The organism is Nitratireductor pacificus pht-3B, from assembly GCF_000300335.1.
Taxonomy (GTDB): domain Bacteria; phylum Pseudomonadota; class Alphaproteobacteria; order Rhizobiales; family Rhizobiaceae; genus Nitratireductor; species Nitratireductor pacificus.
The window spans coordinates 60389-76729 of the sequence record NZ_AMRM01000022.1 but is presented as its reverse complement, the minus strand read 5'-3'; the positions used below and the strand labels follow the sequence as shown (position 1 = coordinate 76729).

The window sequence follows — 16341 nt, the reverse complement described above, 5'->3', positions numbered from 1 at the left end:
TCGTGTAGTAGTTCGCGGACAGTTCGGCGGTGAACCCGGCGTTCTCGTAGCGACCGGACAATTCGATGCCGGAGAACTTGGCCTTGTCCATATTGTACATGAAGCCGCCAAAGTAGCCGTTCGGCATGTAACCCACGTGACGGGCGACATAATTGTCGATGGTCCAGTCGAAATAGCCCAGCTTCACCATGGCGCGATCATCGGCGCCGAAGAGGCCCTGTCTGGTGTGGTTGACCCCGAACTCCCAGTTGTTGGCGCGTTCGGGGTCGATATCGGTAATCATGCTGACGGCAATTCCCCCGGAGACTGTCTCCAGCAGGCTGGGGCTGCGAAGCGCGTAGGAGTAGCGGCCGTAGATCTGGGTGTCTTGAAACGGCTCGAATGTGAGACCCAGCGACGGGCTCAAGCCGCCTGCCGAGCGCTCACCCGAATTCTTGATATGGGCTGCCGGACCGATCGCGCGCTCGTCCTTCGTCCAGTAGTAATCGTAGCGCAGACCACCGTCGACGGTCAGCCAGTCGATCGGCTTCCAGTTCGCCTTGACGAAGGCGCCCAGCTCTTTCTTGTTTCCGTAGGCTGAATAAGGACCGGACAGCTCATCGGTGAAGGCGCTCGGTTCCGTGGTCGTGTAGCTGTAGGAAAGGCCGTAATCCAGTTTCATATCGCCGAGCTGCGTGTCGAGCCTGGACTTGTTGCCGATGTCGAGCCCCCACATGAGCACGTCCGAACCGGTCCGGAAGTCCATCGGCAGGCCGAAATCCGAAGGATTGGGATTAACGCGCCCGCTGCGGTTCCAGGGCTTGCGCAGTTCCATGTCCGTCAGCCAGGCATTGGCCGTCAGGTCTATGAGGTCGTTCTCCTCGGGCTGCCACTTGTAGCGCGCGGTATAGGTATCGACGGAGGTTCCGCCCGTCTGCTCCCGCTGGACGGGACGATCCCGATTGGTCTGCATGCGCCAGGAGACCTGATCGCCCGCTTCGCTCCTGAACCCGTTATAACCCAGCCTGAGGCTCTGGCCGTCGCCGAACCGAAGCGTTCCCTTTGCGATTGTGGACTTCGTTTCAAGCTCGGTGTTCAGAACCTCCTCGCCGGGGCGGTAGTTGGCGATGCCGCCGACTTCAATGTAGTTCGGCCAGGTGGTGCACCAGCCGAAGAGGGGATCGCAAAGCTCCTTTGGGCCACTTCCATAGGGGTTGGCCGCGGGACCATTCTTGCCCGCATGGTAGTTTCCACGCTTGCGGTAGGCATAGCCGACGAGAAAATCGTACTTCTCATCGTAGAATGCCGCGACGGCGCTTCCGTGACCATTTGTCGGCTCCAGGAATGAGGGACGGTCCATGCCATCGGGCGAGGGGGTTGCCACCGGAGGTGACCCGGCACTTTTTGGGAATTGATAGCCGCCAACCGCGCCGGGAGTGGGCTTGGACGAGTTCGTTCCAAAACCGCCCTTCACGCGGAAGCCGAAGCGCTTGCCCTCTTCGACGATGTCCCTTGCCTCGACGGTGCGCATGGAGACCGTGCCGGCAATGCCGTTGGAGGCAGCGTCCGAACCCTTGGTGATGTCGATGCCGGCGATGAAGTCGGGATCGACGAACGTGCGGTTGGAATAACCCTGATAACCCTGCGGCACCGTGACAGCGTTCGAGCTGCCGTCGATCTTCGTTGCAACGCGGCCCAGGCCCTGCATACCGCGGATGTTCATGTCGATGCCGCCCGCGCCGTTGCGCGCATTGGCCGATGCGATCCCCGGCGTTCCGCGGAACATGTCGGTGGGATCGGAACCGCGATAGCGCTCGATCGTGGATTCGTCGATATGGGCGGTCGCCGCCGGTGTTTCGTAGGGGGCGTAGACCGAAGCCCCGCCCAGCCCGCCGGTCACCTCGATCACGTCGAGAACCATGGATCCCTCGGCGGAGACCGGAGCATCATGCGCCGACGACACGCGATCGGTGATCGTCACCGTGCCTGACGGACTGATGCTGAAGGAGAGGCCCGTGCCCGAAAGAAGCGCGCGGAGTGCTTCTGCATTGCCGTAGGCGCCCTGCAGGGCGGGCGCGGTCTGGCCGCTGGCAAGCGCCGCGGGATAGGCGATGCGCAGCCCGGCCTGGCTCGCGAATGCGTTCAGCGAGGCCCTGAGCGGCTGCGCCGGAATGTCGAAAACCGTCGATTGCGCCGCCGTTTGCGCTTTTGCCGGAACGGTCCCGCAAATCGGCACTATCGCCGTCGACGCCACCAACAATGTCCTGAGAAGCCTATTCCGCCCCGATACCAACGACATCAAACCAGTCTCCATGCCTGTTCAGCGGGGCCCGATTGTGCGCGACGCGCATCACCCCTTACTGGCTAAGACATTTTTTCTGACTTGAATCCTCAACAATTCTCGCTGAATTTCTTCAGCTCAAAGCTAAGCGCTTGTGATAATTGTCAAATATTTCGAGGCTCGCAGCACCTGAATGGGCAGGCCCACCGCCAGCGCCTCAAGGGAGGCGGCGGGCTGGCGCAGGTCGAGAACGGCATTCACCCGCAGCGCCTTCACCGCCTCGCCATTGGCGACGATCCAGCCCGGATGATAGGCGCTTAACGCGGCGAGCACTTCGTCCAGTCGTCTTTCCTCGGCGATGTAGCGCCCGGTCCGCCATGCCGTCGTGGTGGCGGCTGCCTGGGGTTCCCGTGACTTGAGGCTGCCGTCGCGGGCGATGACCGCTCGCTCGCCCTCGGAAAGGAGCAGGGACGCGCGATCCGATGTCACCCGGACCTGGTGTTCGGTGACGGCGACGGCGATGTCCCTGTCCGGTAGCGACATGTCCACGTCGAAAGCCGTGCCGAGGGCCTGGACCTCGATATGCCCCGTGCGCACGCTGAAGGGCCGCGAAAGATCGGCGCCGACCTCGAAATAGGCCTGCCCGCCGAGCAACGACACCCGGCGGTGGTCCACGGCGTAGTCCACATCGATCGCGGTCATGGCGTTCAGGGTGGCGCGGGATCCGTCCGCCAGCTCGATCGAACGCGTTTCTCCAAGTCCCGTCATGTGATCGCCGAGCGGGGCGCGGGTGCGCGCGAACGTCCAGGCGCCTGCACCGGCGCAAGCCAGGCCGGTCAGCCCGCCCAGAACGGCTCTTCTCGATGGGCCGGACCGTTTGCGCCCCGGCTGAATGAAACCGCTCCTCGGGTTGCAATGAAGGTCTGACGCGTCGTCCCACAGAGCCTCCGCCTCGCGCGCGGCCTGCTCGTGCGCGCCACTCTGCCCGCGCCACTGCGTGAAGGCGCCGCGCTCCTCTTCTCCGGAATCGCCCGAGTTCAGCCGCACGATCCACGCGATGGCCTCGTCCGACAGCTCCCTGGGAGCGTAGCGCGGCTGTCGGGTCTCGGGCATGTGCGGGTCATCTCCTCGCCGGGATTTCATGGGCTTCCGTATCATTAGACAGATGAGGCGGCAAAAATCCTCAACGGTCGGACCGCTCTATCTCATTGTTTGCGCATCGATGCGGGCCTCAGATGACGCCACCCGACTGCCAGATGCTTCAGAGCGCGTCATCATCGCGCATCGTGTCCCGGCAGTGGATCATGGCGCGCATGATGTGCTTCTCGACCATGCTCACCGAAATGCCGAGGCGCCTGGCGATCTCCCGATGCGGGTGTCCCTCGATCTTGTTCAAGATAAAGGCTTTCTGGCAGGCGCCGGGAAGCTCGTTCAGGACCACGGCGAGCCTGAGGATGCGCTGGCGCCGGTCGAGCAGTTGCGTCGGGTCCGTGCCGGCAGCGCCGACATCGGCATCCTCGAAGTCGACCCTATGGAGCCACTCCCTGTTGCGCTCGGCGGTGAAGTCGAACGCCGCCCTGCGCGCGACCGAGAAGGCATAGGCCTTCGGATGTTCGATTGCACCGCCCTGCCTGGAGCGGTGCGCCAGCCGCAGATAGGCGTTCTGCACCACCTCTTCACCCCCGTCGCGTCCGCCGACGAGCCGCGCGGCGAAGCGGACAAGTTCCTGATGCTGCCGTTTGAAGAGATCAACGAGCCATGTGTCGAAATCGGCCGGCATGGTGTCTTTCATCGCACGAGCGGGTTGTCAGGAAGCGGCCGCCGTGCGGGGTGCGTCCGCGGGCATTCAAGGGCTTTGCGGTGGGGTTGCGTACGGCCCCGATAAAACTTGCGCTTTTTAGTCATATTATTTTTGGATTGCAAGCCGGTGGATGCCGCGGACTGCTCGGTCCTCGGCCAAGCGCGCCGATCCACAGGTGGCGACGTTGCACGCCTCCCGCACCGGGACAATCGACATGGGAGTTTTGGGGGCAGCGGTGGCGAGAAAGCCGCCCGATACCGTTCTCAGCGAAGATCGTGGGCGCATGCGCATAGAACGAGAACCACCATCAGAAGAATGCGGGCGGGTAGTAGACCGACAGCCCGCCACTTCGAACAGTGGTGCTCCAGGCTGCGGCCAAGCTCAGGACTGATTGATCCAGACGATAAGAGTTGCGGCGATACAGATCGCCGAGAAGAAGGTGTGGGCTCAGCGATCGTAACGAGTGGCAATACGGTGCCCGTGCTTCAGCTTGGCGAATAGGTTCTCAACCTTGTGGCATCGGCAGTGGATGGCCCTGTCGTAGGGCAATTGCGCGAAACACATGTTGACGTGCGCTACGCGCCAGCTTCCCAAGAGGCTGCAGGTGGTCGTTCTACAGATCTGCTCCCCGGCCTTACAACTGCCAGATGCCGATCCGCCCTCCGCGACGCCCATGACGTGGCAAGAAGGCTGCGCCGATCATCAACGTACCGGCAAGCCGCAATTACCCGCTGATCAGGAACACCTGCAACAAGGTTCTGCATCTGGAAAAGGGCAAGGTGCGCGCCTTCCTCGACATCGCCGACTGGTACGGCTGAGCGGCCCCAGGGAGGTGGGCAGGTGCGCTATCCGGCGGCGAACAGACCCTTGGCCCCGTCCGCGACGAACTGCACCGCCAGAGCAGCGAGGATGACGCCCAGAAGCCGCGTCAGGATGGAGCGGCCGGTTTCACCGAGGAAGCGATCGACGCGCTCGGCAAGCACGAACACCGCATAGGTGATGAGGATGGTCGCCAGAAGAATGGCGAGGAGGGTGGCCATGCCCGCCGGCGACCTGAAGGAATCCGACAGGAGCACCGTCGCCGAGATCGCCCCCGGACCGGCGATCAGCGGGATCGCCAGCGGGAAGGCGGCGATGTTGTGGATCATGTCGCGCGTCACGGCCCGTTCGGCGCTCTTCTCATGCCGCTCCTGCCGGCGCTCGAAGATCATCTCGAAGGCGATAAAGAACAGGAGCAGGCCGCCGGCGAGGCGGAAGGCAGGCAGGGTGATGCCGAACACGGAGAGGATGGCGGCGCCGGCAACGCCGAACAGCGCCAGCACGATAAAGGCAATGACGGCGGCGCGCACGCCGACCTGGTTGCGCTCCGCGCGGTTCATCCCCGCCGTCAGCGCGAGGAACAGCGGCGCCAGGCCCGGCGGATCGACGGTCACCAGCAGCGTGACGAAGGCGTTGAAAACAGCATCATAAGCCGGCATGGCGATCTCCCCGCAACCTGTGTAGCGCAGGCCGCCGCAAAGCGAAACGGCCCCGATTGGACCTTGGCGGGCAAGCCTGCGGCAATATGTCGGTGCGGCAGTCCACAGCGCGGTCATATCCGACTGAAATCGCGTTGGATTTTCAGAAGCCCATAGCGTGCCGCAATTGGAGAATCGCAGCCGGTTCATATATAAGAAGTCAGTGATTCCTCAATCTGAGTGTGACAAATTTTGACCGACCAGACGACGCCGCGCGGGCCGGGCGAGCCGGACGACATCGAACCGATCTCGATTATCGAAGAGATGCAGCGCTCCTATCTCGATTACGCCATGAGTGTGATCGTCAGCCGCGCGCTGCCTGACGCCCGTGATGGCCTGAAGCCGGTGCACCGCCGCATCCTCTATGCCTCGCATGAGAGCGGCTATCACTGGAACCGCAAATATGTGAAATCGGCCCGTCCCGTCGCCGACGTGATGGGTAAATATCACCCGCATGGCGACGCCGCGATCTACGACGCCCTCGTGCGCATGGCGCAGGATTGGTCGATGCGCCTGCCGCTGATCGACGGGCAGGGCAATTTCGGCTCCATCGATGGCGATCCGCCGGCGGCCATGCGCTACACCGAGTCGCGCCTGACCAAGAGCGCGCATGAGCTGCTCGAGGACATCGACAAGGAAACGGTCGACTTCCAGGAGACCTACGATTCGTCCGGCAGCGAGCCGAAGGTCCTGCCGGCGCGCTATCCAAACCTGCTGGTCAACGGCTCCGGCGGCATCGCGGTCGGCATGGCGACGAACATCCCGCCGCACAATCTGTCGGAAGTCGTCGACGGCTGCGTCGCCATGATCGACAACCCGGCCATCGGCTTGAACGCTCTGATGGAGATCATTCCCGGACCGGATTTTCCGACCGGCGGCCTGATCCTCGGCCGGTCTGGCATTCGCAGCGCCTTCGAGACGGGCCGCGGGTCGATCCTGATGCGCGGCCGGGTCAGCATCGAGCCGGCCCGCAACGACCGCGAAGCGATCGTGATCACCGAGGTGCCGTATCAGGTCAACAAGGCCTCGATGATCGAGAAGATGGCGGAACTCGTGCGCGACAAGCGCATCGAGGGCATTTCCGACATCCGCGACGAGAGCGACCGGCAGGGCTACCGCGTCGTCGTGGAACTGAAGCGCGACGCCATGGCGGACGTGGTGCTGAACCAGCTCTACCGCTACACCCCGCTGCAGACCTCCTTCGGCGCCAACATGGTGGCGCTGAACGGCGGCAAGCCCGAGCAGATGAATCTGCTGGATCTGCTGAAGGCTTTCGTTACGTTCCGCGAGGAAGTCGTGAGCCGGCGCACCAAATACCTGCTGCGCAAGGCGCGCGACCGGGCACATGTGCTGGTCGGTCTCGCCATCGCCGTCGCCAATATCGACGAGGTGATCAAGCTCATCCGCCACGCTCCCGACCCGCAGACGGCGCGCGAGCAGTTGATGGAGCGCCGCTGGCCGGCAGCCGATGTCGAGGCGCTGATCCTGCTCATCGACGATCCGCGCCATCGCATCAACGAGGACGGCACCTACAATCTCTCGGAGGAGCAGGCGCGCGCCATTCTTGAGCTGCGCCTGCAGCGCCTGACGGCGCTCGGCCGCGACGAGATCGCCGACGAACTGAACCAGATCGGCGCCGAGATCAGCGAATTTCTGGAAATCCTCGCCTCGCGCGCCCGCATCCAGCAGATCGTCAAGGACGAGCTGATCGCCGTGCGGGATGAGTTCGGCACGCCGCGCCGCACCGAGATCACCGAGGGCGGCGCCGATCTCGACGACGAGGATCTGATCCAGCGCGAGGACATGGTCGTCACCGTCACGCGCAAGGGCTACATCAAGCGGGTGCCGCTCTCGATCTATCGGGCGCAGGCGCGTGGCGGCAAGGGCCGCTCGGGCATGTCGACCAAGGATGAGGACATCGTCACGCGCCTGTTCGTTGCCAACACGCACACGCCGATCCTGTTCTTCTCCTCGCGCGGCATCGTCTACAAGGAGAAGGTCTGGCGCCTGCCGGTGGGCACGCCGCAATCGGTGGGCAAATTCCTGCGCAACATGCTGCCCTTGCAGGAGGGCGAGCGCATCACCACGATCATGCCGCTGCCGGAGGACGAGGACAGCTGGGGGGCGCTCGACGTGATGTTCGCCACCACGCGCGGCACGGTGCGCCGCAACAAGCTGTCGGACTTCGTTCAGGTCAACCGCAACGGCAAGATCGCCATGAAGCTGGAGGACGAGACGGACGAGATTCTCGGCGTCTACACCTGCACCGAGGACGACGACGTGCTGCTGACGGCGGCGTCGGGCCAGTGCATCCGCTTCTGCGCCACCGATGTGCGCGTCTTCGCCGGCCGGAACTCGATCGGCGTGCGCGGCATCAATCTGGCGGACGGCGACACGGTCATTTCGATGGCCATTCTGGGCCATGTGGAAGCCTCGCCGGCCGAGCGGGCCGCCTATCTGAAACAGGCCGCCGCCGAGCGCCGCCTGGCGACCGGCGACGAGGAGGAGGTCGCGCTGACCAATGAGGATGTCGGCGAGGAAACCAGCCTGTCGGCGGAGCGCTACGATGAACTGAAGGCCCGCGAGCAGATGGTGCTGACGGTCAGCGAGTTCGGCTATGGAAAGCGCTCGTCGAGCTATGATTTCCGCGTCACGGGCCGCGGCGGCAAGGGCATCCGCGCGACGGATGTCGCCAAGACCGACGAGATCGGCCAGCTCGTCGCCGCCTTCCCGGTCGAGCAGGAAGACCAGATCATGCTGGTATCGAATGCCGGGCAGGTGATCCGCGTGCCGGTGAACGGAATCCGCATCGCCAGCCGCGCCACCAAGGGCGTGACGATCTTCAATACGGCCAAGGACGAGAAGGTCGTGTCGGTCGAGCGCATTTCGGAGGCGCAGACGGACGAGGCGGAAGAGGAGGGCGCGGAGGATGCCGTCGTGGCGGCCGGCTCCGAAGCTTCCGAGGGTGGCACGACGCCGGGAACCCCCAACGTTGGTGGTGGGGACGCCGGCGGTGAGGAAGAGGGCGCTTAGACGCCCTCCGGCCGTCTTGCCTAGCGGCGGAAGCCGTCGAACCTGTTGCGCGGGCGGCTTTCCAGCTTCACGCGATTGGCTTCGTCATGGAGGCCGACCGCTGTTGCGATCAGCATGGCCAGGGTCATGGCTGCAGCAAGCGTAAAGATCAGCATGGCTTGTCTCCTTTGTTATGTAACGAGGAAGGGCGCCATTTGGTTTCAATGGCAGGTGACGGCACCCTTCAAGCCTGTGTGCTCTGAGTAACCGGTTTGGTTCGAACCGGCCTTGAACGCCGCGTTCATCGGCCGTTCATGACGGGGCGGGCTTGCGCGCTGCCGCGTTTCATGGGTTTGATGCGGGAAATCGCCTGAACGGCAGGCGAGCAACGGAGCGACGACGCCTGCGATGACTGATCCCGGCCTTCTCCTGCCCTACATTGCCGCCTGCTTCTTCATCATCATCGTGCCGGGACCGACCGTCACCGTGATCATCGCCAATGCGATGCGCCATGGCACGCGGGCCGGCCTGTTGAATGTGGTGGGCACGCAGATCGGCCTGTTCATGATGATGCTGGTGCTGGCGCTCGGGCTTTCGGCCGTGGTCAACGTCATGGGCAGCCTGTTCGAGGTGCTGCGCATCCTGGGCGCGGGCTATCTGATCTGGCTGGGGATCAGGATGTGGCGCTCCGACGGGGCGCTGGCGACGCAGGAGGGCGCGGCGCGCCCGGGCGGCTCGTTCGTGCTTCAGGGCATCATCGTCGTCTGGTCGAACCCGAAGGCGCTCCTGTTCTTTGGCGCGTTCATCCCGCAGTTCATCGACCCGGCGCTCGGCAACCCCGCTCTCCAGACGGTCTTTCTCGGTCTGGTGTTCATGGCGGTCGCGACCATCGGCGACGGTTTGTACGCCGTCCTTGCGGGCGGCGCCGGCGCGCGCCTGTCGCGAAGCCGCATTCGCCTGACGGAGCGCATTTCCGGCACATGCCTGATTGGTGGAGGACTGTGGCTCGCGCTGGCGCGCCGCTGAACCTGCGTCCGGGCACGATCGCCGATATCGGCGAATTGCCTTCACCTTCCAAGATGGATAGAAGCACGCCATGACCAAGCGAACAGCCTTTTACGCCGGTTCCTTCGATCCCTTGACCAACGGCCATCTGGACGTCCTCAAGGGCGCGCTGGCAATCGCCGACAGTGTTGTCGTCGGCATCGGCCTCCATCCCGGAAAAACCCCGCTTTTCAGCTATGAGGAGCGCGTCGCGTTGATCGAACGGTCGGCGGCGGACGAACTGGCCGGCGATGCGGGACGGATCAAGGTCGTCGCCTTCGACAAGCTGGTGATCGATGCCGCCCGCGCGCATGACGCCTCGATCATGATTCGCGGACTGCGCGACGGCACCGATCTCGATTACGAAATGCAGATGGCCGGCATGAACGAGACGATGGCGCCTGACCTGCAAACCGTTTTTCTGCCCGCCAGCCCCTCCGTGCGCACCATTACCGCCACACTTGTGCGCCAGATCGCATCCATGGGCGGAAACATCGAACCCTTCGTGCCTTCCGTCGTCCTGGCGGCGCTGAAACAGAAATTCCCCGCCTGAAGAACCATAGGAGAATTTTATGCAGCTTCGAAAGCTTGCCGCGTCCATCGTCCTGACGGGTGTCCTTGCAGGCGGGATCGGCGCAGCCGTCGCGGCCGAGCCCGAAGACACGATGATCATCCGCTTGAAGAGCGGCGAGGTGACCGTCGCGCTCAGGCCCGATCTCGCGCCGAAGCACGTGGCGCAGATCAAGGAACTGGTCGCCGCGGGCGCCTATGACAACGTCGCCTTCCACCGGGTCATCGAGGGCTTCATGGCGCAGACCGGCGATGTCCAGTTCGGTGACGTGGAGGACGGTTTTGACGCCCGCCGCGTCGGCACCGGCGGCTCCGGCAGGCCCGACCTGCCGGCCGAATTCTCCGACGCGTCCTTCGAGCGCGGCACGGTCGGCATGGCGCGCTCGGCCAATCTGGACTCCGCCAATTCCCAGTTCTTCATCATGTTCGCGCCCGCGCCGCATCTCAACGGCCAGTACACGGTCATCGGTCAGGTCGAGGCCGGGATGGAACTGATCGATCAGATCAAGCGGGGCGATGCCGCCCAGAACGGCATGGTGCAGAACCCCGAGACCATTGTCGACGTCCGCATGGCGTCCGACGCCAAGCAGTAGCAAGGAAGGAAAAACTCATGGCTGACATCAAGGATCCCGAAAACACCATCGTGATGGAGACGACCAAGGGAAAGGTCGTCATCCAGCTCCTACCCGATGTCGCCCCGGGCCATGTCGCGCGCATCAAGGAACTGGCGCGCGAGGAGTTTTATGACGGCATCGTCTTTCACCGCGTCATCGACGGCTTCATGGCGCAGACCGGCGACCCGACGGGCACCGGCATGGGCGGGTCCGACAAGCCGGATCTGAAGGCGGAGTTCTCCAACACGGTGCACGAGCGCGGCACCTGCTCGATGGCCCGTTCTCAAAACCCGAACTCGGCCAACTCGCAGTTCTTCATCTGCTTCGACAAGGCGCCATGGCTCGACCGCCAGTATTCGGCCTGGGGCCAGGTGATCGAGGGCATGGACGCCATCGATCAGATCAAGCGCGGCGAGCCGGTCTCCAATCCGGATTCGATCGTCTCGATGCGGGTCGCCGCGGACGTTGCGTAGCCGGATAGGCGTTTGAATGTCGGTGCGTTCGATTACCCCCCTCTGGCCTGCCGGCCATCTCCCCCTCAAGGGGGGAGATTGTCTCCCCATATCTGCCGCATCCCGCGATTGGGGAAAGCGTCGGGGACAACTGATCTCCCCCCTTGAGGGGGAGATGGCCGGCAGGCCAGAGGGGGGTATCGAAGCGCGCTGCCCTTCGATCCGCCATGCGTGTTGATCTCTTCGATTTCGATCTGCCGGAAGACCGCATCGCGCTGCGGCCGGCGAGCCCGCGCGATGCCGCGCGCATGCTGGTCGTCGAGGGCGAGACGCTTTCCGACCGCGTCGTCAGCGACCTGTCGGGTCTCCTGCGGCCGGGTGACGCGCTGGTCTTCAACGACACCCGCGTCATCCCCGCGCGCCTCAACGGCCTGCGTCGCCGTGGGGAAACGGAAGCGCGCGTCGAGGCGACGCTGCACATGCGCACCGGCGCCGACCGCTGGAAGGCGTTCCTGAAACCCGCCAAGCGCGTCAACATCGGCGAACGCATCAGCTTCGGCCATGACGGCGAAAGCTGCTTTCTGGGTGCGCTCGACGCCACGGTCGCGGAGAAGGGCGAGGGCGGCGAGGCGCTGCTGGTGTTCGATTTCTCCGGCCCCGTGCTCGACGAGGCCATCGCCGCCGCCGGCCACATGCCGCTGCCACCCTACATCGCCGGCAAGCGCCCCGAGGACGAGCGCGATCAGACGGACTACCAGACCGTCTACGCCCGGGAGGACGGCGCGGTGGCCGCCCCCACCGCCGGACTGCACTTCACGTCGGAGCTCTTCGCCGCGCTCGATGCGGCTGGCATCGAACGGCACTTCGTGACCCTGCATGTCGGCGCGGGAACCTTCCTGCCGGTGAAGGCGGAGGACACCGACGACCACAGGATGCATGCCGAATGGGGAGAGGTGAGCGCGGAAACCGCTGCGGCCCTGAACGCCGTCCAGGCGCGGGGCGGCCGCATCGTTTCCGTCGGCACCACCTCGCTGCGGCTTTTGGAAAGCGCGGCGCGGGAAACCGGCATGCTGAAAGCCTGGTCCGGCGCGACCGACATCTTCATCACGCCGGGCTACCGCTTCCACACGGCCGATATCCTGATGACCAATTTTCACCTGCCGCGCTCGACATTGTTCATGCTGGTCTCGGCTTTCAGCGGCACCGAGCGCATGAAGGCCGCCTACCGGCACGCCATCGACGGCGGCTACCGCTTCTATTCCTACGGCGACGCAAGCCTGCTTTTCAGGGACGACCAAGCGTGAGCGACCAGTTTACCTTCCGCCTTCTTGCCCAGGATGGAGCGGCGCGGCGCGGCGCGATCTCCATGCCGCGCGGCACGATCCGCACGCCGGCCTTCATGCCGGTTGGCACCGGCGGCACCGTCAAGGCCATGTATATGGATCAGGTGCGGGCGCTGGGCAGCGACATCATTCTCGGCAACACCTATCACCTGATGCTGCGGCCGGGCGCCGAACGCATGGCGCGCCTCGGCGGGCTGCACCAGTTCGCCGGCTGGCCGCACCCGATCCTGACCGATTCCGGCGGCTTCCAGGTGATGTCGCTCGCCGAGCTGCGCAAGATCACCGAGAAGGGCGTCACCTTCCGCTCCCATGTGGACGGGCAGGTGTTCGAGATGCCGCCGGAACGCTCGATCGAGATCCAGGGCCTGCTCGGTTCTGACATCCAGATGCAGCTCGACGAATGCGTGGCGCTGCCGGCGGAGGAAGCCGAGATCGAGCGCGCCATGGAAATGTCGCTGCGCTGGGCCGAGCGCTGCAAAACGGCCTTCGGCGACCAGCCGGGCAAGGCGATGTTCGGCATCGTGCAGGGCGGCGACAGGGCGCATCTGCGCCAGCGTTCCGCGCAGGCGCTGGCAGCGATGGACCTGAAGGGATACGCCGTCGGCGGGCTGGCCGTCGGCGAACCGCAGGCGGTCATGCTGGAGATGCTCGAGGCGACATGTCCCGAGCTGCCGGCCGAAAAGCCGCGCTACCTGATGGGCGTCGGCACGCCCGACGATATTCTGAAATCGGTGGCGCGCGGCATCGACATGTTCGACTGCGTGATGCCGACGAGGGCAGGGCGGCACGGTCTCGCCTATACGCGGCGCGGCAAGATCAACCTGAAGAACGCGCGCCACGCCGAGGACCTGCGGCCGCTCGACGAGGAGAGCGACTGCCCGGCGTCGCGCGACTATTCGCGCGCCTATCTGCATCATCTGGTGAAGTCGGGGGAATCGCTGGGCGGCATGCTGCTCACCTGGAACAACCTCGCCTATTATCAGGCGCTGATGCAGGACATCCGCGACGCGATCGAGGCGGGTCGCTTCACGGAGCGGTCGGCGGAAATCTCCGCCGCCTGGGAGAAGGGCGACCTTCCGCCGCTCTGACTGGGAGGCTCGAACAGGCGGCAGCGATCTGCGTGGTTCGACAAGCTCACCATGAGGAATGGTGCTGGGTGCAAAACCAGTCTATAACGTCCCCGAACCAGACTTCCTGCCATGCTCCACCTCCCTCATGATGAGCTTGTCGAACCACGCACCGGGCCGATGCGCCGGGGCCTCCCGACCGTGCGCCCAGATGGCTGATTTTGCCTAACCCATAGAAACCGCTTGCGTTTCGGGGACAACACGGCTGAAATGCTCGCGAGAGGAGCATTTCTTGACGCACTTCGACGAGATGCGCCTGGGGGGCCAGGCCAGACCACCCTATGACGATTACCAGAGCTGGTTCGACCGGCAGGACCCCAAACGCCTGCTGCAAAAGGCAGGTGATGCGGAGCGGGTGTTTCGCCGAACGGGCATCACCTTCGCCGTCTATGGCGATACGGAAGCAGCCGAGCGCCTGATCCCCTTCGACATCGTTCCGCGCATCATCTCCGGCAAGGAATGGCGCCGGCTGGTGCAGGGCATCGAGCAGCGCGTCCAGGCGCTGAACGCCTTTCTCGACGACATCTACCACCGTCAGGAAATCCTGCGCGCCGGCCGGATCCCGAAGGAGATCGTCGCCAACAACGCGGCCTTCCTGCCGGAGATGATCGGGGTTCGCCCGCCGGGCGGCGTCTACACGCACATCATCGGCGTCGATATCGTCCGCACCGGCGAGAACGATTTCTTCGTCCTGGAGGACAATGCGCGCACCCCCTCGGGCGTCTCCTACATGCTGGAGAACCGCGAGACGATGATGCAGCTCTTCCCGGAACTGTTCCAGCAGGTGAAGGTGCGGCCGGTGGAGAACTATCCGCAGCTTCTCCGGGAATCGCTGACCGCCGTCGCCCCGCAGGGCCGCGACGGTTCCCCGACCATCGCCGTCCTGACCCCTGGCAGCTTCAACTCGGCCTATTTCGAACACGCCTTCCTCGCCGACCAGATGGGCGTCGAACTGGTCGAGGGCTCGGACCTGCGCGTGGTCGACGGCCATGTGGCGATGCGCACGACGCAGGGCTACAAGAAGATCGACGTGCTGTACCGGCGCGTCGACGACGACTATCTCGACCCGCTGACATTCAAGCCCGATTCCGTGCTCGGCGTGCCGGGCATCATGGATGTCTACCGCGCCGGCAACATCGCCATCGCCAACGCGCCGGGCACCGGCATCGCCGACGACAAGGCGATCTATTCCTACATGCCCGAGATCGTCGAGTTCTACACGGGACGCAAGGCAATCCTGCAGAACGTCGAGACTTGGCGCTGTTCGGAACCGAATGCGCTGGCTTACGTGCTGGAGCATCTGGACGAACTGGTGGTGAAGGAAGTGCACGGTTCCGGCGGCTACGGCATGCTGGTCGGCCCGGCCGCCTCGAAGAAGGAGCGCGCGGCCTTCGCCAAAAAACTGATCGCCAGGCCCGGCAATTACATCGCCCAGCCGACGCTGGCGCTCTCCACGTGCCCGATCCTGACATCGAAGGGTCTCGCCCCCCGCCATGTGGATCTGCGCCCCTTCGTCCTCGTCTCGGACCGGATCCAGATCGTGCCGGGCGGCCTGACCCGCGTCGCGCTGAAGAAGGGATCCCTGGTGGTCAATTCTTCGCAGGGCGGCGGCACCAAGGACACATGGGTGCTGGATGACTGAGAAGGAACTTTCCTGACATGCTGCTTGGGCGCTCCGCAAACGGCCTCTACTGGATGCACCGCTATATCGAGCGGGCCGAAAACATGGCGCGCCTGGTCGATACGGGCCTGCGGCTGGCGCTGACGCAATCGGGCGCGGCGTCCGACGAATGGGCCTCCGTGCTGACCAGCGCGGGTGTGCGCGACGTGTTCGAGAAGGAGAACAGCGACTACGATACGGCAACCGTCTCGAACTTCCTCCTGCGCGATCTCGGCAATCCCTCGAGCGTCATATCGTCTATGGAAACGGCGCGCATGAACGCCCGCATGGTGCGGACATCACTAACGCGCGAGACCTGGGAGAGCGTCAACGAAGCCTGGATGGCGCTGACGCGCATGCTCAAGCGGCGTATCGACGAACCGGACCTGCCCGCCGTGCTCGACGCCGTGAAGCGCGAGACGGCGCTGATCCGTGGCGCGTTCCAAGGCACCATGCTGCGCAACGAGATTTTCGATTTCGCCCAGATCGGCACGCTGATCGAGCGCGCCGACAACACGTCGCGCATCCTCGACGTCAAGTACTACGTCCTCCTGCCCTCCGTCGCCTGGGTCGGCTCGTCGCTCGACAATCATCAATGGCAGACGATCCTGCGCTCTGTTTCGGCACAGCGCTCCTACCGCTGGACCTATGACGGCGACTACAAGCCGGCCAATGTCGCCGACTACCTCATTCTGGACCGGCGCATGCCGCGCTCGCTCGCCTTCTGCTATGGCGGCATCTGCCAGTCGCTCGACTATCTGGCCGAAGCCTACGGCATGCGCCATCCGTGCCACGATCTCGCCGCGGCCAAGTTCGACAAGCTGAAATCCGCCACGGTCGAGGATATCTTCGAGGAAGGTCTGCACGAGTTCCTGAAGGAGTTCATCCGCGACAACGGCCTCCTGGGGGATCAGGTCGCTGCCGATTTCCGCTTCTATTGA

14 protein-coding genes are annotated in these 16341 nt (G+C 64.3%); 9 read left to right on the top strand and 5 right to left on the bottom strand.

Translation table 11 applies throughout. The annotated features are described in order from the left end of the window. The 4 genes from NA2_RS17675 to NA2_RS17660 all read right to left on the bottom strand — a co-directional run. Window positions 1–2233 (bottom strand): TonB-dependent receptor (locus NA2_RS17675; protein WP_008598447.1); only part of this gene is annotated, 2233 nt, incomplete at its 3' end. 171 nt (window positions 2234–2404) lie between these two features. Continuing rightward, window positions 2405–3373 (bottom strand): FecR family protein, encoded by a 969-nt coding sequence (locus tag NA2_RS17670; protein WP_008598446.1) that lies wholly within the window; start codon window positions 3371–3373, stop codon window positions 2405–2407. A gap of 148 nt (window positions 3374–3521) precedes the next feature. Continuing rightward, the gene (locus NA2_RS17665; protein WP_244423673.1) at window positions 3522–4052 is read right to left on the bottom strand and encodes a sigma-70 family RNA polymerase sigma factor; all 531 of its coding nucleotides are present in this window, start codon (window positions 4050–4052) and stop codon (window positions 3522–3524) included. 854 nt (window positions 4053–4906) lie between these two features. Then, the gene (locus tag NA2_RS17660; protein ID WP_008598444.1) at window positions 4907–5539 is read right to left on the bottom strand and encodes a MarC family protein; all 633 of its coding nucleotides are present in this window, start codon (window positions 5537–5539) and stop codon (window positions 4907–4909) included. Window positions 5540–5770: 231 nt separating this feature from the next. Between NA2_RS17660 and gyrA the strand changes: the two genes are divergently transcribed. Further along, a complete protein-coding gene (gyrA, locus tag NA2_RS17655) occupies window positions 5771–8611 on the top strand; it encodes a DNA gyrase subunit A (protein ID WP_008598443.1) in 2841 nt (946 codons plus the stop codon). A gap of 20 nt (window positions 8612–8631) precedes the next feature. On the opposite strand, the gene NA2_RS22405 is transcribed toward gyrA, so the two are convergent. Beyond that, entirely contained in the window at window positions 8632–8766 is a 135-nt protein-coding gene (locus NA2_RS22405; RefSeq protein WP_008598442.1) for a hypothetical protein, read from the bottom strand. A gap of 232 nt (window positions 8767–8998) precedes the next feature. On the opposite strand from NA2_RS22405, the gene NA2_RS17650 reads away from it, so the two are divergent. The 8 genes from NA2_RS17650 to NA2_RS17615 all read left to right on the top strand — a co-directional run bounded on the left by NA2_RS17650 (window position 8999) and on the right by NA2_RS17615 (window position 16341). After that, window positions 8999–9616: a LysE family translocator gene (locus NA2_RS17650; RefSeq protein WP_008598441.1), complete on the top strand. Its 618-nt coding sequence runs from the start codon at window positions 8999–9001 to the stop codon at window positions 9614–9616. 70 nt (window positions 9617–9686) lie between these two features. Further along, on the top strand, window positions 9687–10187 hold the full coding sequence (gene coaD, locus NA2_RS17645) for a pantetheine-phosphate adenylyltransferase (RefSeq protein WP_008598439.1): 501 nt from the start codon (window positions 9687–9689) through the stop codon (window positions 10185–10187). 19 nt (window positions 10188–10206) lie between these two features. Beyond that, complete coding sequence (locus NA2_RS17640; protein ID WP_008598437.1) at window positions 10207–10797, top strand: peptidylprolyl isomerase; 591 nt, start codon at window positions 10207–10209, stop codon at window positions 10795–10797. Window positions 10798–10814: 17 nt separating this feature from the next. After that, window positions 10815–11291, top strand: a complete 477-nt coding sequence (locus NA2_RS17635) for a peptidylprolyl isomerase (RefSeq protein WP_008598436.1) — start codon at window positions 10815–10817, stop codon at window positions 11289–11291. Window positions 11292–11497: 206 nt separating this feature from the next. Continuing rightward, window positions 11498–12574, top strand: coding sequence for a tRNA preQ1(34) S-adenosylmethionine ribosyltransferase-isomerase QueA (queA, locus tag NA2_RS17630; protein ID WP_008598435.1), 1077 nt, complete (start codon window positions 11498–11500; stop codon window positions 12572–12574). After that, window positions 12571–13701 (top strand): tRNA guanosine(34) transglycosylase Tgt, encoded by a 1131-nt coding sequence (tgt, locus tag NA2_RS17625; protein WP_008598434.1) that lies wholly within the window; start codon window positions 12571–12573, stop codon window positions 13699–13701. The genes queA and tgt overlap by 4 nt, the downstream gene beginning before the upstream one ends. Window positions 13702–13972: 271 nt before the next feature. Next, window positions 13973–15382, top strand: a complete 1410-nt coding sequence (locus tag NA2_RS17620; protein ID WP_008598433.1) for a circularly permuted type 2 ATP-grasp protein — start codon at window positions 13973–13975, stop codon at window positions 15380–15382. Between the two features lie 17 nt (window positions 15383–15399). Then, window positions 15400–16341: an alpha-E domain-containing protein gene (locus tag NA2_RS17615; protein WP_008598432.1), complete on the top strand. Its 942-nt coding sequence runs from the start codon at window positions 15400–15402 to the stop codon at window positions 16339–16341.

Bases quoted from the DNA above. Each gene is read 5' to 3' on its own strand.
- NA2_RS17670 (WP_008598446.1), bottom strand. From the start codon at position 3,373: ATGCCCGAGACCCGACAGCCGCGCTACGCTCCCAGGGAGCTGTCGGAC.
- NA2_RS17665 (WP_244423673.1), bottom strand. From the start codon at position 4,052: ATGAAAGACACCATGCCGGCCGATTTCGACACATGGCTCGTTGATCTC.
- NA2_RS17660 (WP_008598444.1), bottom strand. From the start codon at position 5,539: ATGCCGGCTTATGATGCTGTTTTCAACGCCTTCGTCACGCTGCTGGTG.
- NA2_RS22405 (WP_008598442.1), bottom strand. From the start codon at position 8,766: ATGCTGATCTTTACGCTTGCTGCAGCCATGACCCTGGCCATGCTGATC.
- NA2_RS17650 (WP_008598441.1), top strand. From the start codon at position 8,999: ATGACTGATCCCGGCCTTCTCCTGCCCTACATTGCCGCCTGCTTCTTC.
- coaD (WP_008598439.1), top strand. From the start codon at position 9,687: ATGACCAAGCGAACAGCCTTTTACGCCGGTTCCTTCGATCCCTTGACC.
- NA2_RS17640 (WP_008598437.1), top strand. From the start codon at position 10,207: ATGCAGCTTCGAAAGCTTGCCGCGTCCATCGTCCTGACGGGTGTCCTT.
- NA2_RS17635 (WP_008598436.1), top strand. From the start codon at position 10,815: ATGGCTGACATCAAGGATCCCGAAAACACCATCGTGATGGAGACGACC.
- queA (WP_008598435.1), top strand. From the start codon at position 11,498: ATGCGTGTTGATCTCTTCGATTTCGATCTGCCGGAAGACCGCATCGCG.
- NA2_RS17615 (WP_008598432.1), top strand. From the start codon at position 15,400: ATGCTGCTTGGGCGCTCCGCAAACGGCCTCTACTGGATGCACCGCTAT.